General features: G+C 72.4%; 18 protein-coding genes. 14 read left to right on the forward strand and 4 right to left on the reverse strand.

Going from position 1 to position 20,937, the window contains the following annotated elements:
• Positions 1 to 14: 14 nt before the first annotated feature.
• Positions 15 to 1,457, reverse strand: coding sequence for a sensor histidine kinase RegB (gene regB / locus FDP22_RS08305; protein ID WP_138572169.1), 1,443 nt, complete (start codon positions 1,455 to 1,457; stop codon positions 15 to 17).
• 154 nt (positions 1,458 to 1,611) lie between these two features.
• On the opposite strand from regB, the gene FDP22_RS08310 reads away from it, so the two are divergent.
• Together FDP22_RS08310 and FDP22_RS08315 are read left to right on the forward strand one after the other, a co-directional pair.
• Complete coding sequence (locus tag FDP22_RS08310) at positions 1,612 to 2,232, forward strand: SCO family protein (RefSeq protein WP_138572168.1); 621 nt, start codon at positions 1,612 to 1,614, stop codon at positions 2,230 to 2,232.
• 99 nt (positions 2,233 to 2,331) lie between these two features.
• Positions 2,332 to 2,886, forward strand: a complete 555-nt coding sequence (locus tag FDP22_RS08315; RefSeq protein WP_138572167.1) for an ActR/PrrA/RegA family redox response regulator transcription factor — start codon at positions 2,332 to 2,334, stop codon at positions 2,884 to 2,886.
• A 616-nt stretch (positions 2,887 to 3,502) separates the two neighbouring features.
• On the opposite strand, the gene FDP22_RS08320 is transcribed toward FDP22_RS08315, so the two are convergent.
• Positions 3,503 to 4,420 (reverse strand): UTP--glucose-1-phosphate uridylyltransferase, encoded by a 918-nt coding sequence (locus tag FDP22_RS08320; protein ID WP_138572166.1) that lies wholly within the window; start codon positions 4,418 to 4,420, stop codon positions 3,503 to 3,505.
• Positions 4,421 to 4,673: 253 nt separating this feature from the next.
• On the opposite strand from FDP22_RS08320, the gene FDP22_RS08325 reads away from it, so the two are divergent.
• Positions 4,674 to 5,540, forward strand: a complete 867-nt coding sequence (locus FDP22_RS08325) for a DMT family transporter (RefSeq protein ID WP_138572565.1) — start codon at positions 4,674 to 4,676, stop codon at positions 5,538 to 5,540.
• A 72-nt stretch (positions 5,541 to 5,612) separates the two neighbouring features.
• The gene (locus FDP22_RS08330) at positions 5,613 to 7,196 is read left to right on the forward strand and encodes an alpha/beta hydrolase (protein WP_138572165.1); all 1,584 of its coding nucleotides are present in this window, start codon (positions 5,613 to 5,615) and stop codon (positions 7,194 to 7,196) included.
• 279 nt (positions 7,197 to 7,475) lie between these two features.
• On the opposite strand, the gene FDP22_RS08335 is transcribed toward FDP22_RS08330, so the two are convergent.
• The gene (locus tag FDP22_RS08335; protein WP_138572164.1) at positions 7,476 to 7,691 is read right to left on the reverse strand and encodes a DUF1674 domain-containing protein; all 216 of its coding nucleotides are present in this window, start codon (positions 7,689 to 7,691) and stop codon (positions 7,476 to 7,478) included.
• 74 nt (positions 7,692 to 7,765) lie between these two features.
• On the opposite strand from FDP22_RS08335, the gene htpX reads away from it, so the two are divergent.
• The 10 genes from htpX (at position 7,766) to truB (ending at position 19,707) form a co-directional block, all read left to right on the forward strand.
• Positions 7,766 to 8,731 (forward strand): zinc metalloprotease HtpX, encoded by a 966-nt coding sequence (htpX, locus tag FDP22_RS08340; RefSeq protein ID WP_138572163.1) that lies wholly within the window; start codon positions 7,766 to 7,768, stop codon positions 8,729 to 8,731.
• Positions 8,728 to 10,011: an RsmB/NOP family class I SAM-dependent RNA methyltransferase gene (locus FDP22_RS08345; protein ID WP_239031909.1), complete on the forward strand. Its 1,284-nt coding sequence runs from the start codon at positions 8,728 to 8,730 to the stop codon at positions 10,009 to 10,011. Before htpX ends, FDP22_RS08345 begins: the two co-directional genes overlap by 4 nt.
• 76 nt (positions 10,012 to 10,087) lie before the next feature.
• Positions 10,088 to 11,839: a heparinase II/III family protein gene (locus FDP22_RS08350; RefSeq protein WP_138572162.1), complete on the forward strand. Its 1,752-nt coding sequence runs from the start codon at positions 10,088 to 10,090 to the stop codon at positions 11,837 to 11,839.
• A 30-nt stretch (positions 11,840 to 11,869) separates the two neighbouring features.
• The gene (gene purH / locus FDP22_RS08355) at positions 11,870 to 13,456 is read left to right on the forward strand and encodes a bifunctional phosphoribosylaminoimidazolecarboxamide formyltransferase/IMP cyclohydrolase (protein WP_138572161.1); all 1,587 of its coding nucleotides are present in this window, start codon (positions 11,870 to 11,872) and stop codon (positions 13,454 to 13,456) included.
• 11 nt (positions 13,457 to 13,467) lie between these two features.
• Complete coding sequence (lspA, locus tag FDP22_RS08360) at positions 13,468 to 13,962, forward strand: signal peptidase II (RefSeq protein WP_170317636.1); 495 nt, start codon at positions 13,468 to 13,470, stop codon at positions 13,960 to 13,962.
• A gap of 672 nt (positions 13,963 to 14,634) precedes the next feature.
• Positions 14,635 to 15,234 carry a DUF3035 domain-containing protein gene (locus FDP22_RS08365; RefSeq protein WP_170317637.1) on the forward strand — a complete coding sequence of 200 codons (600 nt, stop codon included), beginning with the start codon at positions 14,635 to 14,637 and terminating at the stop codon, positions 15,232 to 15,234.
• Between the two features lie 240 nt (positions 15,235 to 15,474).
• Positions 15,475 to 16,842: a M16 family metallopeptidase gene (locus FDP22_RS08370; protein ID WP_138572559.1), complete on the forward strand. Its 1,368-nt coding sequence runs from the start codon at positions 15,475 to 15,477 to the stop codon at positions 16,840 to 16,842.
• A complete protein-coding gene (locus FDP22_RS08375; protein WP_138572557.1) occupies positions 16,842 to 18,170 on the forward strand; it encodes a M16 family metallopeptidase in 1,329 nt (442 codons plus the stop codon). The genes FDP22_RS08370 and FDP22_RS08375 overlap by 1 nt, the downstream gene beginning before the upstream one ends.
• A 74-nt stretch (positions 18,171 to 18,244) precedes the next feature.
• Positions 18,245 to 18,712: a 30S ribosome-binding factor RbfA gene (rbfA, locus tag FDP22_RS08380; protein ID WP_138572159.1), complete on the forward strand. Its 468-nt coding sequence runs from the start codon at positions 18,245 to 18,247 to the stop codon at positions 18,710 to 18,712.
• Between the two features lie 86 nt (positions 18,713 to 18,798).
• On the forward strand, positions 18,799 to 19,707 hold the full coding sequence (gene truB, locus FDP22_RS08385; protein WP_138572158.1) for a tRNA pseudouridine(55) synthase TruB: 909 nt from the start codon (positions 18,799 to 18,801) through the stop codon (positions 19,705 to 19,707).
• A 166-nt stretch (positions 19,708 to 19,873) separates the two neighbouring features.
• Here truB and FDP22_RS08390 read toward each other — a convergent pair whose 3' ends face one another.
• On the reverse strand, positions 19,874 to 20,854 hold the full coding sequence (locus FDP22_RS08390; RefSeq protein ID WP_138572157.1) for a hypothetical protein: 981 nt from the start codon (positions 20,852 to 20,854) through the stop codon (positions 19,874 to 19,876).
• Positions 20,855 to 20,937 lie beyond the last annotated feature (83 nt).

Below are 20,937 nucleotides of genomic sequence, written 5' to 3' on the forward strand. Positions count from 1 at the left end.
TATCCCTTATACAGTTAAATATTGCTTAAGTCGAATGGCCGATTTGAGCCGAGGGCGGCCCTGCTTTCCTCCCGCGTGACTTCGAGAACGGCGCGCGGCCAGATCACTTCCACGATGGCGCCGGGCGGGCGGGCGTGCTCCGGGTCGGCGCCGGGCGGCAGGCCCGCGGCGCCGGCGTGTTCAGAGCCGTTGGCGAAGGCGATGCGCGCGCCGGAGCGCTCCAGCAGGGTCTTGGCGATGAACAGGCCCAGGCCCATGCCCTCGTATTCCGGGCGCTCGATTCCGGGCTGCGGCTGGCCGGAGCGCCGGCGCACGAACGGGTCTCCCAGGCGGCCGATCACGTCGGCGGGGTAGCCGGGGCCGTCGTCGCCCACCGCGATGCGGATGTTGGCGTCGTCCCAGTCGATGTCGATCCAGACATGGCCGCGCGAGAAGTCCACCGCGTTCTGGATCAGGTTGCGCAGGCCGTGAACCACCTCCGGGCGGCGGTTGATCTCCGGCTGGTCGGGGGCGGCGGGGGAATCGTCGTCGACCTCGCCCTCCAGCCGCACGATCACGTCGCGGCCCCGGTCGACATGCGGCTCCGCGGCTTCCTCCACCACGGCGGCGATCGGGGCGTGGCGCAGGTGGGCATCGTCCTTCCCCGCCCGCCCGAGCCCGCGCAGGATGTCGCGGCAGCGGTCGGTCTGGGCGCGGATGAGGCGCACGTCCTCCAGCAGGTCCGGCCGGTCCTTCAGCTCATGCGCGAGCTCGGAGGAGGCAAGCTTGATGGTGGCCAGCGGCGTGCCCAGCTCATGCGCCGCCGCCGCGACCAGCCCGCCGAGCGCCGTCAGCCGCTGCTCGCGCGACAGCGCCATCTGGGTGGCGATGAGGGCCTGGGACATGGTGAAGGTCTCGATTGTCACCCGCCGGGCGTAGAGCGCGAGGAAGATGATGCCGATCAGCAGCGCCGCCCAGGTGCCGCCGATGTGCAGCGAGGGCAGGATCATGTCCGTGCCGTCGTCGAAGGCGAGCGGCAGGTGGAAGAGCGCGAGCAGCGAGATGTCCGCCAGCGCGGCGAGGCCCAGCAGCAGGGTCACCCGCAGGGTGAGGGCGGTGGCCGAGATCGTCACCGGCGCCAGCACCAGCACGCAGAACGGGTTGGTCAGCCCGCCGGAGAGGAACAGCAGCAGCGCGAGCTGGGTGAGGTCGAACAGCAGGATCAGCGCCGTGTCGCGCTCCGACAGGCGCTTGTTCTGCGGGTGCACCACGGTGGAGATGATGTTAAAGGCGGCGGAGGCGGCGATGGCGAAGCCGCAGAGGTCCAGCGGCAGGGCCACGTCGAACCACTGGCTGGCCACCACCACGGCCATGGTCTGCCCGCCGATGGCGAGCCAGCGCAGCAGGGTGAGGGTGCGCAGGCGCACCCAGTCCGAGCGCGCGGCGTTGGTCATGAGCGAGAGCCCTGCTTCCTGCATCCGTCCTGTCCTCCTGCCGGGCCCGGCTGGCGGGCGTCCCGGCAGGAGTACAGGATTTGCCCCCGCCGGGGAAAGGCCCCGGCGGCGGGGCCCTGCGTCCATCTGGCAGGCGGCAAGGCTTGCAAAGCCGGCCCGCCGGAGGCACAGAAGCCCCATGCAGAAAGCCAGCGCCATCCTCGCGGCCACCGTCACCGTTCTCGCGCTGGGAACGGGGGTGTGGTTCGCCGTCGGCCCCGGCGGCGGAGACGAGCGCTTCGCCGGCTGCGGCACCGCCTCCGTGGCCGGGGGCAAGCCGCTGGGCGGGGACTTTACCCTCACCGCGCCGGACGGCAGCCGCATGAGCCGGGCCGAGGTGATCGACCGCCCCGCCCTCGTCTACTTCGGCTACACCTTCTGCCCGGACATCTGCCCGGCCGACGCCGCGCGCAACGCCGCCGCCGTGAGCCTGCTCGCCGAGCGCGGCCTCGACGTGCGCTCGGTCTTCGTGACCATCGACCCCGAGCGCGACACGCCGGAGCAGCTCGGCGAATTCGCGGAGTATTTCGGCGTGCCGATGACCGCGCTCACTGGCAGCCCGGAGGAGCTGGCGCAGGTGCGCAAGGACTACCTCGTCTACGCCGCGAAGGCCGGCGAGGACGACTTCTACCTGATGGACCATTCCACCTTCACCTACCTGGAACTGCCGGGCGAGGGGGTGCTCGACATCCTGCGCCACGAGGCGAGCCCGGAGGAGGTGGCCGACAAGGTGGCGTGCTATGCTGCCGCCGCGGGCTGACCGCGCGGCCGGGCGGGCCACGGCTCCGTGGTTTGACAGCCGGCGCCTTCTGACCCACAAAGAGCCGGTACAGGCTGAGAACAGGAACGGAAACCGAAGATGAACGACGCGCCGCTGGCCGATCTCGGTGAGGATGTCTCCCTCATGGTCTGCGATGACGACGAGGCATTCGCCCGCCGTCTCGCCCGTGCCATGGAACGCCGTGGCTTTGCGCCCGAGATCGCCCTGAGCGTGGCCGAGGGGCGCACCATCGTGAAGGCGCGCCCGCCGGCCTATGCCGTGGTCGACCTGCGGCTGGAGGACGGCAACGGGCTCGACGTGGTCGAGCAGCTGCGCGAGGCCCGGCCCGACGCGCGCATCGTGGTGCTCACCGGCTACGGCGCCATCGCCACCGCGGTGGCCGCGGTGAAGATCGGCGCCACCGATTACCTCTCCAAGCCGGCGGATGCCGATGACGTGGAGGCGGCGCTGCTCTCGCGCGCCAACGACAAGCCGCCGCCGCCGGAGAACCCGATGTCCGCCGACCGGGTGCGCTGGGAGCACATCCAGCGCGTGTTCGAGCTCTGCGACCGCAATGTCTCGGAAACCGCCCGCCGGCTCAACATGCACCGCCGCACCCTGCAGCGCATCCTGGCCAAGCGCTCGCCGAAGTAACCCGCCGGGGGACGCGCGCCGCGCCGAGGGGGCCTGCCGGCCCCCGCAGCTTGGCGCGCGTGGCGAAGCCCCTTGCGGGCCTTCGCCCCCGGTGGCGCCCGGGGGAGATATGCGGTGCCGTCGCGCGCGGTGGTGGTCCTTTTACACGAGGGTTCGGCCCTCCCGCCCGGGCGACCAGCCCGGGCCGCGCCCGACCCTCCCCCCGGGAGGGCGCGATGGCGATGTCAGCCGGAGTTCAGCCCTCTTTCGGAGCTTTCGCGATAAACCGCCGACCACAGGCGCGGCTGCGCCCACCCAGGGTCGGGCGCGTCCCTTCGTGCCCGGATCGGAGTGGCAAAGTGCTTGCATCTTCCGCGCGGGTGCCACAGGTCCCCTGAGCCCTGAGCCCTGAGCCCTGAGCCCTGAGCCCTGAGCCCTGAGCCCTGAGCCCTGAGCCCTGCGCTCCGGGTGCGGCCTGGCCCGGCAGCGGCCCGCCGGGGCCGTCTGTCGCGCGCGCCAAGCTGCGGGGGCCGGCAGGCCCCCTCGGCGCGGCGCGCGTTCCCCCCCGGCCAGGCAAAGCAAAAGCGGCGGTTCCGGGGGGACCGCCGCTTCCTGTCGTGCGATTGCGGGCGAACGCCTACTCGGCGGCCATCGCGATGCGCGGCTGCAGTTCGCCGAGGAACTCGGCCAGTTCCTCGGCCAGGTCCTCGCGCTGCAGGGCGATGGAGACGGTGGCCTGCAGGTAGCCCGCCTTGGAGCCGCAGTCGAAGCGCTGGCCCTCGAAGCGGAAGCCATGCACGGCGCGGCCGGCAGCGGCCTCGGCGGCGATGGCATCGGTGAGCTGGATTTCGCCGCCGGCGCCGGTCTTCTGCTCGGAGAGGTAGTCGAAAATGGTCGGCGGCAGGATGTAGCGGCCGATCACGGCGAGGTTCGACGGCGCGTCCTCGGCCTTCGGCTTCTCCACCAGGCCCTTGGCGCGCACGGTGCGGCCGGAGATGTCGGTGGCGGTGAGATCGGGGTCGATCACGCCGTAGGAGGAGATCATCGCGTCATCGACTTCCATGGTCGCGACCATGGTGCCGTTGCCGTCCGTCTTCTCCCAGGCCTCGACCATCTGTGCGAGGCAGGGGCGCTTGCCGCCGACCATCACGTCATCGGGCAGCAGCACCGCGACCGGCTCGTCGGCGATGAGGCGGCGGGCGCACCACACCGCATGACCGAGGCCGAGGGCCTCCTTCTGGCGGACATAGGCAATGGCGCCGCTGTCCATGTTGGTGGAATTGAGGATGTCGAGAAGGGCCGTCTTCTTCTTCGCGATCAACGAACGCTCCAGCTCGGGCGCCGCGTCGAAATAGTCCTCGAGGGCCGACTTGCCGCGTGCGGTCACGAAGATGAACTCCTCGATGCCCGCCTCACGCGCCTCGTCGATGGCATACTGGATAAGCGGACGGTCGACGAGCGGAAGGATCTCCTTCGGAATCGCCTTCGTGGCCGGCAGGAAGCGCGTTCCCATGCCCGCCACGGGGAAGATCGCTTTCGAGATACGTTTGCTCACCGCGTTAAACTCCCGGTTGTGAAATGCGTGAACACACTTTTGCATGATTCGCACCGCGTTGCAGCAATTATTCCGCCAGCGCGAAGGCAAATCTGCCACACCCGCCGCCAGCCGTCCACGATCGCGCGCCGGCGGTTGCGGGGGGCCGGAGCCGCCGTTTACATACACCGGCCCGGGCGTCTGCAGGGTGACGCATCCCGTATCGCCCCCGCGGACCGTGCGCGACACTCCGGGGGGCGAAAGGGCGATGCATATGGATTTCCGGGCCGTTTTCGCCGGACTGGCGTTTTCGCTGATGTGGAGCTCGGCCTTCACCTCGGCCCGGCTGGTGGTGGCCGACGCGCCGCCGCTCTTCGCGCTGTCGGCGCGGTTCTGCGTGTCCGGGCTGCTCGCCGTCGGCATCGCGGCCGCGCTGCGGCAGAGCTGGAAGATGTCGCGCAAGCAATGGGGCGCGGTGATTCTGTTCGGACTGTTCCAGAACGCGATCTACCTGGGGTTGAACTTCGTTGCCATTCAATGGGTGGAGGCCAGCGTGGCGGTGATCGTCGCCAGCCTGCTGCCGCTGCTGGTGGCGCTGGCGAGCTGGCTGATCTACCGCGAGCGGCTGCCGCTGCTGGGAAGCGCGGGGCTGGCGCTGGGCTTTGCCGGGGTGGCGGTGATCATGGGCGGGCGGCTCTCCGCCGGAGTGGACCCGTTCGGGCTGCTGCTGATGTTCCTCGGCGCGCTGGCGCTCACCGTCGCCACGCTGCTGGTGCGTGACGCCCTGCCGCGTGGCAACCTGCTGATGATCGTGGGGCTGCAGATGCTGGCGGGCTCGGCGGCGCTGCTGCCCGCGGCGCTGGTGCATGACACCTGGCACCTGCACTGGAGCCTCTCGCTGGTGCTGGCCTTCACCTACACCACGCTGGTGCCGGGCATCGGCGCGACGGTGGTGTGGTTCTGGCTGGTGCGGCGCATCGGGGCTACGCGCGCGGCCACCTATCACTTCATGAACCCGTTCTTCGGAGTGGCCGTGGCGGCGCTGGTGCTGGGCGAGCGGCTGGGCGCGCGCGACGTGCTGGGCGTGGCGGTGGTCGGCGCCGGCATCCTCGCGGTGCAGCTCTCGCGCCGGCCGGCTTGAGCGGCCTTGCGCCGGGCGGAGCGCTGCGGGCACTCTGAGCCGTCGCGCCCCGTCCTGCGAACAGGATCCCCCATGCCGCCATTCCGCCTCCTCGGCGCTCTCCTCGCCCTGCTGCTGGGCTGCGGCGCCGCCGCGGCGGGGGAGTGGCACGAGACCGACTGCCCGTATGGCACCGTGCGCGGCCCGAACGACCGCGTGTTGCAGTGCGGCATCTTCACCCCCGGCGGGGCGCGGGCGCAGGCGGGGCAGGTGCCGGTGCGGCTGCTGGTGAACATCTTCCGTGCGCAGGCCCACCCTGCCGCCCGCCTCGCGCCGGTGGTCTATCTCTCCGGCGGGCCGGGGCAGGACGTGGACCTCGGCACGCCCGCGGGCGTCGCGCGCTGGCAGGCCTACCTGCGCAGCACCCTGTCATGGACGGAGGGACGCGACGTGATCGTGGTGGGCCAGCGCGGCCTCACCCGCGGCCTGTCGCCGTTCGACCCGCCCTGGGCACCGGACATGGAATGCCGCCGCCTTTCGGACCCGCGGATATGGCTGGGCGCGCGGGAACGGCCGGAAACGGTGGCTGACCCGGTGGAGACCAGCCGCATCGGCCTCGCCGCCTGCCACAGTGAGCTCATGGCCATCGGTTTCGACCTTGCCGCCTATGACACGCGGCAGAGCGCTGCGGATCTCGCGGAACTGCGCGCGGCGCTCGGCATCCGGTCCTGGGTGGTGTTCGGCGTGTCCTACGGCACCCGGCTGGGGCTGGAGCTGATCCGGCAGGACGGCGCGGGGGTGCAGGCGGCGGTGCTCGATTCGGTGTTCCCCCCGCAGGTGACCGACCACTGGACCGATGCCGCCCCCTTCGACCGCGCGCTGGAGCGCATGCTGGCGGCCTGCCTGGCCGATGCGCCCTGCGCCGCCGCCTACCCGAACCTGGGCGCCCGGCTGGATGCGCTGCTGGCCCGGCTTGCGGCCGCGCCGATGCCGCTGCGGCTCGACCCGGTGGGGGACATCCCGGAGCTGTGGATCCGGCTCGACGATGCCGCGCTGCTCGACATGATCTTCACGCAGCTCTACTGGGTCTGGGGGCTGGAGAGCCTGCCGCGCGCCATCGACGCGCTGGACCGCGGCGACCTCGACACGTTCCGCCGCCTGCTCGTCGCGCCCTACGTGGACGCCGGGGCGGCGGAGGGCTGGTCCTACGGGCTGCAGATCGCGGTCTCGTGCAACGATGACGGCGCCTGGTTCGCGCCGGAGGAGATCGCGGCGCAGCAGGCCGCGCATCCCCGGCTGGCGGGCTGGATCGGGCAGGCCGGCGACGCGCATCTCTGCGAGGGCTGGCCGATGCGCCCGCGCAGCGACGGGTTCCCGGAACCGGTGGTCTCGGACGTGCCGGTGCTGCTGATGGCGGGCGACCTCGACCCCGTCACCCCGCCGGATTACGCGCAGCGCGCCGCCGAGGGGCTCTCGCGCTCGGAAGTCTACGTCGCGCCCGGTTCCGGCCACTCGGTGCTCGACCAGTCGGATTGCGCGCGGGACGTGGTGGAGGATTTCCTCGCCAGGGTGGCGCAGGACACGCTCGCCGGCGCGCGGTCGGAGCTGCGTCCGGGCGAGGGGGCGGAAGGGCCCGCCTGCGAGGACGCGCCGCAGCCGATGTTCGATTTGCCCTGAGCGGCCGGTGCGCGCCAGCGCCGCCTCCGCCCGGCTCCCGCAGACTGCTGGGCCGGCGAAAGGACCTGCAGTCTGCGGGAGCCGGGCGGGGGAAATCCGGGCGGGGGAAAGCCGGGCGGGGGAAAGCCGGGCGGGGGAAAGCCGGACAGGCGGGAACCGGACAGATGAGGGCTGGGCACCGGCGACCGGACAGGTGAGGTCAATGCAGCTGATGACAACCGGGCAGGCGATGGCCGGCTGCGTCAGGGGGCAGGCCCCCGGATCCCTCGGGAGGATCCCTCAGAAGTCGGAGATGATGCCCTTCTTCTCCCAGTCGCCGAAGCGGGTGGGTTCGGGGCCGTTGCGGCCGCCCAGTTCGGCGGGCATCGCGGCCTCCACGGCCTCGGGCGAGCGGCCGGCGGCGCGGCGTTCCTCGGCCTCGGCAAGGGCGCGCGCCGCCGCCTCGGCGATGCGGGCGGCGCGAATGGCCTCTTTATCGGATGGCGTCTGAGACATATATGCTCTCCCGGATCCGGATCACAGCGGATATAGACCCCCTCGCCGGGGTTGTGAAGTGGGAGTGACCGAAGATGAACATGATGAAGACGGCCATGTTGCTGGCCGCCATGACCGCGCTCTTCATGGGTGTGGGCTGGCTGATCGGCGGCACCGGCGGAGCGCTCATCGCCCTCGTCGTCGCCATCGGGACCAACCTTTTCGCATGGTGGAACTCGGACCGCGTGGCGCTGAGCATGCACAATGCGGAGCCGGTTACCCGCGCCTCCGCGCCCGCCCTGCATGACCTGGTGGCCGAGCTTGCGCGCAATGCCGGGCTGCCGATGCCGAAGGTCTACCTCATCCGCTCCGCGCAGCCCAATGCCTTCGCCACCGGCCGCAGCCCGGAGAATGCCGCCGTGGCGGTGACGGAGGGGCTGATGCGCAACCTCAGCCGCGAGGAGCTGGCCGGCGTCATCGCCCATGAGCTCGCCCATGTGAAGCACCGCGACACCCTGATCATGACCATCGCCGCCACCGTGGCCGGCGCCATCTCGATGCTGGCGCAGTTCGGCCTGTTCTTCGGCGGCGGACGGGACCGCAACCCGCTGGGCTTCGTGGGCGTGCTGCTGGCGGTGTTCCTGGCGCCGGTGGCCGCGATGCTGATCCAGATGATGATCAGCCGCACCCGCGAATACTCGGCGGACCGCGAGGGCGCCGCGATCTGCGGCAACCCGCTGTGGCTGTCCTCGGCGCTGGCGAAGATCGCCTCGCCGGCCCTGCACACGGAGATGGCGAGCGCGGAGCGCAACCCCGCCTCGGCACATCTGTTCATCGTGAACCCGCTGTCGGGCAAGCGCATGGACAGCCTGTTCTCCACCCACCCGGCCACGGAGAACCGCATTGCCGCGCTGGAGCAGCTTGCCGCCGAGATGGGGCGCAGCGCGCCCGCGCCGCGGCGGGCTGACCGCCGCCAGGCCGCCGCGCCCCGGGCCACGGGCGGCCCTTCGCGCCTTCCCCGGACCGGCCATCGCGGCGAGCGTTCCGGCCCGTGGTCGTGAGCGACGCGCCCCAGGGCCTCGCCCCCCGCGCCGCCGCCCTGCGCCTGCTGCACGACGTGCTCCATGACGGCGAGATGCTCGGCGAGGGCGGTTTCGACACCGACCTCGCCCCGGCCGAGCGCGCCCGCGCCCTGGCGCTGGGCGCCTCCGTGCTGCGCAATCTCGGCCGGGTGGACGCCATCCTGAACCCCTGGCTCACCAGGGAGCCGCCGCTCAGGGTGCGCAACGCGCTGCGCCTCGCCGCCACCGAGCTGCTGGCGGAGAACACCGCCCCCCACGCGGCCGTGGATGCCGCCGTGCGCCTCGTGGAGGCCAGCCCGCGCACCCGGCACCTGAAGGGCCTCACCAACGCCGTGGCCCGGCGGCTCACCCGTGAGGGCGCCGCGCTGTGGGAGGCGCAGGTGCCCGGGGACCTCACCCTCACCGGGCCGCTGCGCGCGCGCATCGAGACGGCCTGGGGGCCGGAGGCCGCGCAGGCCATCGCCCGCGCCCATGCCGCGGGCGCCCCGCTCGACCTCACGCCGCGCGACCCCGCGCAGGCCGCCGCCCTGGCCGAACGCCTGGGCGCCACGCTGCTGCCCGGCGGCAGCCTGCGCCTGCCGCGGGGCGGGCAGGTCTCGGCGCTGTCGGGGTATGACGAGGGGGCCTGGTGGGTGCAGGACACTGCCGCCGCCATGCCGGTGCGGCTGCTGGGCGATGTCGCCGGCCTCACCGCGCTAGACCTCTGCGCCGCGCCGGGGGGCAAGACCCTTCAGCTTGCCGCCGGCGGTGCCCGCGTCACCGCGCTGGACATCTCCGAGCCGCGGCTGGCGCGGCTGCACGAGAACCTCGCCCGCACCGGGCTGCCGGCGGAGGTGATCATCGCCGACGCGATGGACTGGGCGCCGGCGGAGCCCTTCGACATCGTGCTGGTCGACGCGCCCTGTTCGGCCACCGGCACCATCCGCCGTCACCCCGACCTGCCGTTCCTGAAGTCCCACACCGACCTGCGCAGCCTCACCCGGCTGCAGGACCGGATGCTCGCCCGCTCCTGGGACTGGGTGAAGCCCGGCGGGCGGCTGGTGTTCTGCACCTGCTCGCTGTTCCCGGAGGAGGGCGAGGCCCGGCTGGACCGGTTCCTCGCGCGGCATCCGGAGGCCGAGGCCCTGCCGGTGCCGGCGCTCGACGGCATCGCGCCCGGCTGGGCGGAGGGTGCGGCCCTGCGCCTGCGCCCGGACTACTGGGCGGAGGCCGGCGGCATGGACGGTTTCTTTGCCAGCGTGATTCGCCGCGGCGGGTGACAGGCCCGGGCCGCCCCGCTATCATCACGCCCTATCGCATTTGAATTCCAAGCGATTTGCGTGACAGAGGGGCGATATGGCAGGGCTGGGGCCGTTCTTTCGCAGGCAGGCGCGGCGGCTGTCACTCGGCCGGCGCAGGCTGCTGAACGCGCTGAGGGCCCGCAGCGTGATCTTCGCGCGGGCACCGGAGGGCACGGGCCCGCCGATCGAGGCCCGCGCCATCGGCAGTTTCGAGCGCGGGCGGGCGCTGGCCGGCGGCCGGATCGCGCTCGCCGGCCACGGGCTGGAACACGAGGGCCCGCCCTGGAGCCTCACGCCCCCGGACGCCGCCTTCCGTGACGCGCTGCACGGCTTCGGCTGGATCGACGACCTGGTCGCGGCGGGGGACGCGCGGGCGCGCCGCACCCTGCTGGCCTGGGTGACGGACTGGATCGCGCGCTACGACACCGGCACCGGGCCGGGCTGGACCCCGGGGCTGGCCGGGCGCCGGATGATCCACCTCTCCTGCCATCTCGGCCTGCTGGTGCAGGGCGGCAATGCCGGCGGCACCCGCCGGCTGCTGCGCAGCCTGGCGCGGCAGGAACGCTACCTCGCCCGATCCTGGAGCGCGGCCGCGCCGGGGCGCGAGCGCTTCGAGGCCCTGGCCGGGCTGGTGTTCGTGAGCCTCGCGCTGGGGCGCCCCGCGGTGCAGGCGCGCCTGCGGCTGTTCGGCGCGGAATGCCTCAGGACCATCGGCGAGGACGGCGGCATCGCCTCGCGCAACCCCGAGGAGCTGCTGGAGGTCTTCACCCTGATGGTCTGGACCGCGCGCGCCCTGGAGGACGCGGGCCACCCGCCCGACACCGCCCATCTGCAGGCGATCCGCCGCGCCGCGCCCACGCTGCGGGCCCTGCGCATGGGCGACGGCGCGCTGGCCCGCTTCCACGGCGGCGGCCGGGGCGGGCGCGGCAGCGCCGGGCAGCTCGACCGGGCGCTGGTCGATTCCGGGGTGCGCGACCGCGCCGGCCCGGGCCCCGCCATGGGCTTCACCCGCCTGCAGGCCGGGCGCACGGCGCTGGTGATCGACACCGCCCCGCCGCCGGGCGGCGCCTGCGCGGCCTCCGCCCATGCCTCCACGCTGGGGCTGGAGATTTCCGTGGGCCGCCAGCCGCTGATCTCATCGCTGGGGCCGGGCATCCAGTTCGGCGCGGAATGGCGCCGGGCCTGCCGGGCCACCGGCTCGCATTCCGCGCTCATGGTCGAGCATGTCTCCTCGGCGCGCTTCTCTGGCCCGGACCCGGTGCTGGGCGACCGGCTGGTCGAGGCGCCGGCCCATGTGGAGGCCGAACGGGTGGAGGACCCGAGCGGCCTGTGGCTGCTGACCGCGCATGACGGCTACACGCTGCCCTTCGGCCTCGTCCACCAGCGCCGGCTGTTCCTGGCCCCCGACGGGCACGACCTGCGCGGCGAGGACACGCTGAACGCCACCACCGAGGCGCAGCGCGCCCGCTTCGCCCGGGCGGTGGAGGGGGCGCCGCGGCTGGGCCTCGCCTTCACCGCGATCTTCCACCTCCACCCGGACGTGGTGGCGGAGCCGGGCCCGGCGGCCAATGCCGTCACCCTGCGGCTGCCGGGCGGCGAGACCTGGGTGTTCCGCCAGTCCGGCGGCACTCTGGAGCTGGCGGAGTCGGTTTTTCTCGATCAGGAGCGGCTGGAAGCGCGGGAGACGAAACAGGTGGTGGTCACTTCCCGCGCGGTGGAGTATGGGGGCCGGGTCACTTGGGCCTTCAGGCGGGCCGGGGACGGGGCGCCCGGCCCGCGTGAGCCCGGGAATGCCGGTCCTGGCTGAGACCCGCCGTCAGACATAGGGGATCACGCCATGACCACCGACATCGTGCCGATCCGGCGCGCGCTGCTGTCCGTTTCCGACAAGACCGGTCTCATCGACCTCGCCCGCGCCCTGCATGCGGCGGGCGTCGAGCTGCTCTCCACCGGCGGCTCCGCCGGGGCCCTGCGCGAAGCGGGCCTGCCGGTGCGCGACGTGGCCGAGGTGACCGGCTTCCCGGAGATGATGGACGGCCGCGTGAAGACCCTGCACCCGATGGTGCACGGCGGCCTGCTGGCGCTGCGCGATGACGCCGGCCATGTGGCGGCGATGGAGGAGCACGGCATCGCCCCCATCGACCTGCTGGTGGTGAACCTCTACCCGTTCGAGGCCACCGTGGCCCGGGGCGCGGAGTATGACACCTGCATCGAGAACATCGACATCGGCGGCCCGGCGATGATCCGCGCCGCGGCCAAGAACCACGGTTTCGTCACCACCGTGGTGGACGTGGAGGATTATGCCCCGCTGCTGGAGGAACTGGCGCAGGGCGGCACCTCGCTTGCCTTCCGCAAGAGGATGGCGCTCACCGCCTATGCCCGCACCGCGGCCTATGACGCGGCCGTCTCGGCCTGGCTGGCCGACGCCATCGCCGAGGAGGCCCCGCGCCGCCGCGCCGTGGCCGGCACCCTGGCCCAGACCCTGCGCTACGGCGAGAACCCGCACCAGTCCGCCGCCTTCTACCGCGACGGCTCCACGCGTCCCGGTGTCTCCTCCGCCGCGCAGCTTCAGGGCAAGGAGCTGAGCTACAACAACATCAACGACACCGACGCGGCCTTCGAGCTGGTGGCGGAGTTCGACCCGGCCGAGGGCCCGGCGGTGGCGATCATCAAGCACGCCAACCCCTGCGGCGTGGCGCGGGGCGCCTCGTTCGAGGAGGCCTACCAGGCCGCCTATGACTGCGACCGCACCTCCGCCTTCGGCGGCATCGTGGCGCTGAACGGCGCGCTGGACGGCGCCACCGCGAAGCGCATCACCGAGATCTTCACCGAGGTGGTCATCGCCCCCGAGGTGACCGACGAGGCCCGCGAGATCTTCGCCGCGAAGAAGAACCTGCGCCTGCTGGTGACCGGCGGCCTGCCCGACGTCACCGCGCCGGGCCGCACCTGGCGGCAGGTGTCCGGCGGCTACCTGGTGCAGGACCGCGACAACGGCCGGCTCTCCCTCCCCGACCTCAGGGTGGTGACGAAGCGCGCCCCCACCGAGGCGGAGATGGCCGACATGCTGTTTGCCTGGCGCGTGGCCAAGCACGTGAAGTCGAACGCCATCGTCTACGTGAAGGGCGGCGCCACGGTGGGCGTGGGCGCGGGCCAGATGAGCCGGGTGGACAGCAGCCGCATCGCCGCGCGCAAGGCCGGCGACATGGCCGAGGCGCTGGGCCTCTCCGAGCTGCCGACCATCGGTTCGGCCGTCGCCTCCGATGCGTTCTTCCCCTTCGCCGACGGCCTGCTGGCCGCGGCCGAGGCGGGGGCGACCGCGGTGATCCAGCCCGGCGGCTCCATGCGGGACGCGGAGGTGATCGCCGCCGCCGACGAGGCCGGCCTCGCCATGGTGCTCACCGGCATGCGCCACTTCCGCCACTGAGGAGCCGCGCCATGACCCCCGGCCTGCGCCGCGCCCTGCTCACCGCACTGCCCGTCTTCGCCCTCGACCAGCTGTCGAAATACGCGGTGGTGGTGGGACTGAACCTCGACGCGGTGGGCCGGGTCGAGGTGGCCCCGCCCTATCTCGTGTTCCAGATGGCGTGGAACCGCGGGGTCAACTTCGGCCTGCTGAGCAACGACAGCACGCTGGGGCCCTGGCTGCTGGTGGCGCTGTCGGTGGCGGTGTCGGTGGCGCTGGCGCTCTGGTCGCGCAGGATGCGCGGCTGGACGCTGCCCGCGGCGGTGGGGCTGGTGATCGGCGGCGCGCTGGGCAATGCGATCGACCGCGTGCTCTGGGGCGCGGTGGCCGATTTCATCAACATGTCGTGCTGCGGCTTCACCAGCCCGTGGTCGTTCAACGTGGCCGACATCGCCATCTTCGCCGGCGCCGCGGCGCTGATCGTGTTCTCGGGGCGCGAGGGCAAGCCGGCCGGGCGCAAGCGCTGAGGCAGCGGCCCCGGCTCTCCCACCACCAACGATTCCAGGCCCCCGCCCACCACCGGCTCCGGGCCCCGGCGAAACCGCCCTCCGGACAGGGCGCGCACCGGCAGGCAGACCTCGGGCGCGGCTTCCCTCCTCTCCGAAGCCGCACCGGCCCCGCACACCGGGCTCCCGGGTGCACCCGGCAGGGTCTCCGGCAGCAGGCGCACGGACATTCCGGGCAAGGCGAAGGCGTACAGGCAGCGCGGGCACAGGTGAAGCGGCACGGGCGTAGGGACACGGGCAGGACGGGCACAGGCGAAGGGGCACGGGCGTAGGGACACGGGCAGGACGGGACAGGCACCCCGGGCACGTGCAGCAGCGGGAGGACGGGCAGCAGGGGGGCGGAGCGGCCCGTGCGCCTTGGACCTGTCGGTCCCGGCCGCCTGGCTCGGCCCTGCACTCCGGTGCCCGATGTGCCGGGAGCGCGGCGCCCCGAGGGGGCTGCGCATCCGCCTGCCCGCGGCGCCGGCCCGGGGCTGCGCGCCTGCGTCCCGGGGCCGCCGGGCGCGTTTCGGGGCGTGACGCGGGCCTTTTGCTGGGCTAAAGGTGACCCGGACAGATGCGGTCGGCCCCGGGGGGCGGGCTGCCTTCGGGCAGCCGCCGGGCTGGCCGCGCAACGAGATGGAGTTGGGTGCAATGGCATACCGTGGCATCGGAACGAAGACGGGCCTCGCCCTCATGCTTGCGCTGGGCGTCGCCGCCTGCGGTGACGGCGGCACCGGCGAACGCCAGAGCCTGTTGCGCTCGGCCGGCCTGCGCCAGGCGCCGCCGGACGAGTTTCTCGTCGTGCAGCGCAACAAGCTCGAGATGCCGGGCAGCTATTCCAGCCTGCCGCCGCCGAATCCCGAAGGCCGCAACCTCGTCGACCCGCAGCCCGAGCAGGAGGTGGCCACGCTGCTCTCCGGCGCCGGTGCGGCGGGTGCCACGCGCGGCGGGGCGCTGAGCCCGGGGCAGACCGCGCTCATGGCCTCCGCAGGCACCCCGGCTCCCGGCATCCGCCAGACCGTGCAGGTCGAGGACAGCGCGCGCGAGGGCGGCTCGGACAACTACGGCCTGAGCTCCTTCATGGGCTATTCCTTCAACGACCCCTACGAGGACGAGATCCTCGATCCCGGCCCGGAGGCGCAGCGCCTGCGCGATCAGGGGGTGATGACCCCCGCCGCGCCGCCGCAGGCCGTGGAGCCGGACGCGGGCACCCGCGGCGAAGACCCGGCCCACGGCACCATCATCTTCTGACCGACAACCGGCCCCCCGCCACCCGGCGCGGGGCCGGTTCGCGTTTGGCGGGGCCCGGCGCTCCCGGCGGGGTCACGACAGGTTTATTGCCGGGCCATTGCCCCGTGCCCGGCGCCGTCTAGACTGCGCGCAGTCTGACCTTACCCCAAGGAGGCGGCGGGCCCGCCCGCCGGAAGCGCCAACGTGACTGTCCTGCGCTCGCTCGTCTCGCGCATCGTCCTGCCGGTTCTGCCGGTGCTGATGCTCGGGCTTCCCGCGGCGGCGGAAGCCCCCGTGACCCATTTCACCCTCGACAACGGCATGGAAGGCGTGGTGATCGAAGACCATCGCGCCCCGGTCGTCACCCACATGGTGTGGTACCGCATCGGCTCCGCCGACGAACAGCCCGGCAAGTCCGGCATCGCGCATTTCCTCGAACACCTGATGTTCAAGGGCACGGACACCATCCCCGAGGGGGCCTTCTCCAAGATCGTCGCCGCGAACGGCGGGCAGGACAACGCCTTCACCTCCTACGACTACACCGGCTATTTCCAGAACATCGCCGCCGACCGGCTGGACGTGGTGATGAAGATGGAGGCGGACCGGATGCGCAACCTCGTGCTCTCGGACGCGGTGGTGAACCCGGAGCGCGACGTGATCCTGGAGGAGCGCAACTCCCGGGTGGAGAACAACCCCTCCGCCCTGTTCGGCGAGCAGATGGACGCCGCCCAGTTCATGAACCACCATTACGGCATTCCGGTGATCGGCTGGCGCCACGAGATGGAGGGGCTGACCCGCGAGGACGCGCTGGCCTTCTACCACCGCTACTACGCGCCCAACAACGCCATCCTCGTGGTGGCGGGCGACGTGGACCCGGCGAAGGTGGAGGAGATGGCGAAGGAGATCTACGGGCCCGTTGCCCCCACGCCGGACCTCGCCCCCCGCGCCCGCCCGCAGGAGCCGCCGCAGCGCGCGCCGCGCCACCTCACCTACGAGGACCCCCGCGTGGGCCAACCCTACGTGATGCGCACCTACCTCTCGCCGGAGCGCAACCCCGGCGACCAGAAGACCGCCGCCGCGCTCACCGTGCTGGCGGAGCTGCTGGGCGGCTCCGGCCTCACCTCGGTGATGGGCCAGGAGCTGCAGCTCAAGCAGAAGATCGCGCTTGCCTCCGGCGCCTCCTACCAGGGCCTGTCGATCGACCCGAACACCTTCACGGTCTACGTGGTGCCGGTGCCCGGCGTGTCGCTGGCCGACGCGGAGGCGGCGATGGACAAGGTGATCGCCGATTTCCTGCAGAACGGCCCGGACCCGGACGATCTCGCCCGCATCCGCGAGCAGGTGCGCGCCTCGGAGATCTACGCGCTCGACAGCCAGTCCGGCCTCGCCCGGCGCTATGGCTCGGCACTGGCCGTGGGCCTCACGGTCGAGGACGTGGCCGCCTGGCCCGACCTGCTGCAGGAGGTGACGGCCGATGACGTGATGGCCGCCGCGCGCGAGGTGTTCAACCCGCTCAACTCGGTGACCGGCTGGCTGAAGGCGCCGGACCCGGCCCCCGGCGCCCCGGAAGGGGTCGCCCCCGCCGCCGCGACCGACCTGCCCGCCGCAACCGGAGAGGTAACCCAGTGATGGTTTTCCACAGCCTTGGCCGCGGCCTTGCCGCCGCCGCCTTCCTCACCCTCGCGGCGCTGCCGCTCTCCGCGGCCACCGACATCGAGGAGGTCACCTCCCCGGGCGGCATCAAGGCCTGGCTGGTGCAGGAGCATTCCATCCCGATCATCTCGCTGGAGATCAGCTTCGCCGGCGGCAGCGCGCTGGACCCCGCGGGCAAGGAAGGCGCCGGCAACCTCTCCATGGCGCTGCTGGAGGAGGGCGCGGGTGACCGCGACGCCGTGGCCTTCGCCCGGGCCGCGGAAGGCATCGGCGCGCAGTTCGGCTTCTCCTCCGGGGCTGATTCGGCCTCCGTCTCCGCCAGCATGCTGACGGAGAACCGCGACGCCTCCGTGGCGCTGCTGCATGACGCGCTCACCGCGCCGCGTTTCGGCGAGGAGGCGGTGGAGCGCGTGCGCGCCCAGGTGCTCTCCGGCCTGCGCTCGGACGAGACGGACCCGCAGTCCATCGCCTCGAAGACCTTCCGCGAGCTGGTGTTCCCGGACGACCCCTACGGCCGCTCCACCGACGGCACGATCGAGAGCGTGACCGCGCTCACCGCCGCGGACCTGCGCGCCGCGCATGACGCGATGCTGGTGCGCTCGCGCGCCCGCATCGGCGTGGTGGGCGACATCACGCCCGAGGAGCTGGGCAAGATGCTCGACACCCTGTTCGAGGGCCTGCCGCAGGACGGCCCGGCGCTGCCCGGCCATGTGGAGCCCAACCTCACCGGCGGCACCACGGTGCAGGCGTTCGACACCCCGCAATCGGTGGTGGTCTTCGCCCAGAAGGGTATCGACCGGCATGACCCGGATTTCTTTCCGGCCTATGTTCTCAACCACATACTGGGCGGCGGCGGCTTCTCCTCGCGCCTCACCGAGGAGGTGCGCGAGAAGCGCGGCCTCACCTATGGCGTCTATTCGTACCTCGCCGGCTATGACCGGGCGAACCTGTGGATGGGCGGCGTGGCCTCTGCGAATGACCGGGTGGGCAAGGCCATCGAGGTGATCAAGGCGGAATGGGCCCGCATGGCCCAGGGCGGCGTGACCGACCGGGAACTGCAGGACGCGAAGACTTACCTCACCGGCGCCTACCCGCTGCGCTTCGACTCCAACTCCAAGATCGCCGACATCCTGGTGGGCGTGCAGGAGGAGGGGCTCGGCATCGACTACACCACGAAGCGCAACGACTACGTGAACGCGGTCACGAAGGAGGACATCGCCCGGGTGGCGAAGCGCCTGATGACCCCCGACGGCCTGCGCTTCGTCGTGGTGGGCAAGCCGGAGGGCGTGACCGCCTCGAACTGACGCCCCGGGCGCGCGGGGGCGGTTGCGTCCGCCTCCGCGCGGTTCTACATGGGCGGCAGCGAAAGGATATCCCGATGGCCAAGCGACAGTTCACTGAGACCTCCGGACCCAGCCAGCGCATGCTGCGCGTGGGAGAGCTGATCCGTCACGCCCTGTCGGACGTGCTGTCGCGCGGCGACCTGCATGACCCGGACCTGGGCCGCTCGCCCATCACCGTCTCCGAGGTGCGCTGCTCGCCCGACCTGCGGCACGCCACGGTTTTCGTGCTGCCCCTGCTGGGCGAGAACACCGACGGGGTGATCGCGGCGCTGGAGCGCAACCGCGGCGAGCTGCGCCGGGTGGTGACCCGCGCGGTGAAGCTGAAGTTCTCGCCGGAGCTGCACTTCCAGCCCGATGACAGTTTCGACCGCATGGACGAGACGCGCCGCCTGCTCGCCTCCGACACCGTGCGCCGCGACGTGGAGCAGGACGAGGACGAGACCGACGAGGACGAGACCGACGGGGACGAGGGCGGCGAGGACACCGGCCGCCGCGACGCCTGAGCCCGCGCCCGCATCGCGCTTGAAACCCCGCGGTCGCCCGGGTATGGCCCGGGCGTCCACATCGCGGTGAGCACAGGGAGAGAGACATGGCGCGCGGAAAGAAGGGCCGTCCGGTCGATGGCTGGCTGGTGGTCGACAAGCCCGCCGGCATCACGTCCTCGGCCGTGGTGAACAAGGCCCGCTGGGCCTTCGGCGCCCGCAAGGCCGGCCATGCCGGCACGCTCGACCCCGCCGCCACCGGCGTGCTCGCCATCGCCTTCGGCGAGGCCACCAAGACCGTTCCCTACATCACCGACGCGCTGAAGGCCTACCGGTTCACCGTCACCTGGGGGGCGGCCACGAACACCGATGACGCCGAGGGCGAGGTGATCGAAACCTCCGCCCTGCGCCCCTCCGAGGCCGATATCCGCGCCGCGCTGCCGGCGTTCACCGGCGATATCCTGCAGGTTCCGCCGCAGTTCTCCGCCGTAAAGGTGGAGGGCGAGCGGGCCTACGCGCTGGCACGGGCCGGCGACGAGCTGGAGCTCTCCGCCCGGCCGCTCTTCGTGGAGAGCCTCGATCTGGTGGAGGCAGGGGCCGACACCGCCGTGCTGGAGATGGTCTGCGGCAAGGGCGGTTACGTGCGCTCCATCGCGCGCGATCTCGGCCGCAGGCTCGGCTGCCTCGGCCATGTGAAGGAGCTGCGCCGGGTGTGGTCCGGCCCGTTCGAGGCCTCCGACGGCATCGCGTTCACGCTGCTGGACGAACTGGCGAAATCCCCCGAGCTGGACAGGCACCTGCTGCCGCTGGAAACCGGCCTGGCCGAGCTGCCCGAGCTGCGCTGCACCCCCGAGGGCGCGGCCCGGCTGCGCAACGGCAACCCGGGCATGGTTCTGGCCGCGGAGGTGGAGTACGGCGACGAGGCCTGGGCCAGCTTCGAGGGCCGCGCCGTGGCGATCGGGGTCTACAGGGCCGGCGAACTTCACCCCTCGCGGGTTCTGCTCTCCGGGGAGTGAGCGCAGGAGGCCCCGGGGCGGCGCCCGGGCACGCCCCTCATCGCGGCTGGCAGGGGCTCGGGGCAGCCTGCGCTCCACGACATCGCCGGTTGAAGGCCCTCGCGCGGCCATCCTCCGCGTGACGCGTCCGTGCCGGGGAGGCGGGCAAGCCGCCACCTGAGGGCGGTCAGGCGCCGGAGGGGACGCGGGACTGGATGTCGGCAAAGGCCTGCAGCATGGTTTCGCTGGGTTCCGGGTCCGGCTCGCGGTGGCGCAGGAACACCTCGCGCAGGCGCAGGCGCACGGGGGGGCGGATGTCCTCGAAGCCTTCGGTGAGGGCGTCGAACCCGGCCAGGTCCGCCGGCACGCCGTGCTCGACCAGCCGCACATAAAGCCGTTGCCGGGTTTCGGCCGGCACGTGCCGCACCGCATTCAACCGCCGCATCAGCGAAACCACCGGCCAGCCCGGGCTGCGGTTCAGCCATTGCGGGCCGGGGTCGATTCGCGCCGCGGTGGCGGGGGAAAGCCCGCAGGCCACGAGCACGCTGGGCACCAGGCCGCCCGGCTCGGTCGGGGCGTCGTAACGCAGCCGGGTGACGGCGGCGCTGCCGAAGGTCGCCTCCCACAACCGTGCGTCATCGGCCTGCCGCCGCGTGGCCCGGAGGGCATAGGCGTGGAAGTCCAGCCGGCCGAACGGCGGTGCCTTCACCGACTGGATGTAGCGCGAGCGCAGCCGCTGCAGCGGGTTGCGCTCCACCGCCACAACATGCACCTCATGGCCGGAGAGATACTCCGCAACCCGGGCCACGGCCTGGGTGTCGAGATGGAAGAAAGCCTCGGAAGACAACAGGATATCGCCCGCGGGCGCCCGGTCGATCTCCGCCAGCAGCGCGGCCCACACCTGCTCCGCGGGCTGGCGCTCCGGCGGGGCGATGAAGGCCGGATATTCCGCGCGCAGCGACAGGGCCAGCAGGTGTTGCGCCACGCCCGCGCCGGAGGCGAGACAGCCCGCGCGGGGGTAGATCGCCCCCTCGCGCGCCAGCATCCTGCGATGGGTGGCAAGGGCGGTCTGCAGCGTGGTCGTGCCGGTTTTCGGCGCCCCGATATGCAGGTGGATGCGGCGCCGGCGGCCTCCCGGTTTCAGTCTCGTCAACAGGGAGCCGAACATCAAAACCCTCCTCACTTGCGAACCGCACCAGGAGCGCTGGCACCTCAATCCCACCCGCAACAAGGGTAGGGCGCTTGCCGCAC

The organism is Paroceanicella profunda (assembly GCF_005887635.2).
Taxonomy (GTDB): domain Bacteria; phylum Pseudomonadota; class Alphaproteobacteria; order Rhodobacterales; family Rhodobacteraceae; genus Paroceanicella; species Paroceanicella profunda.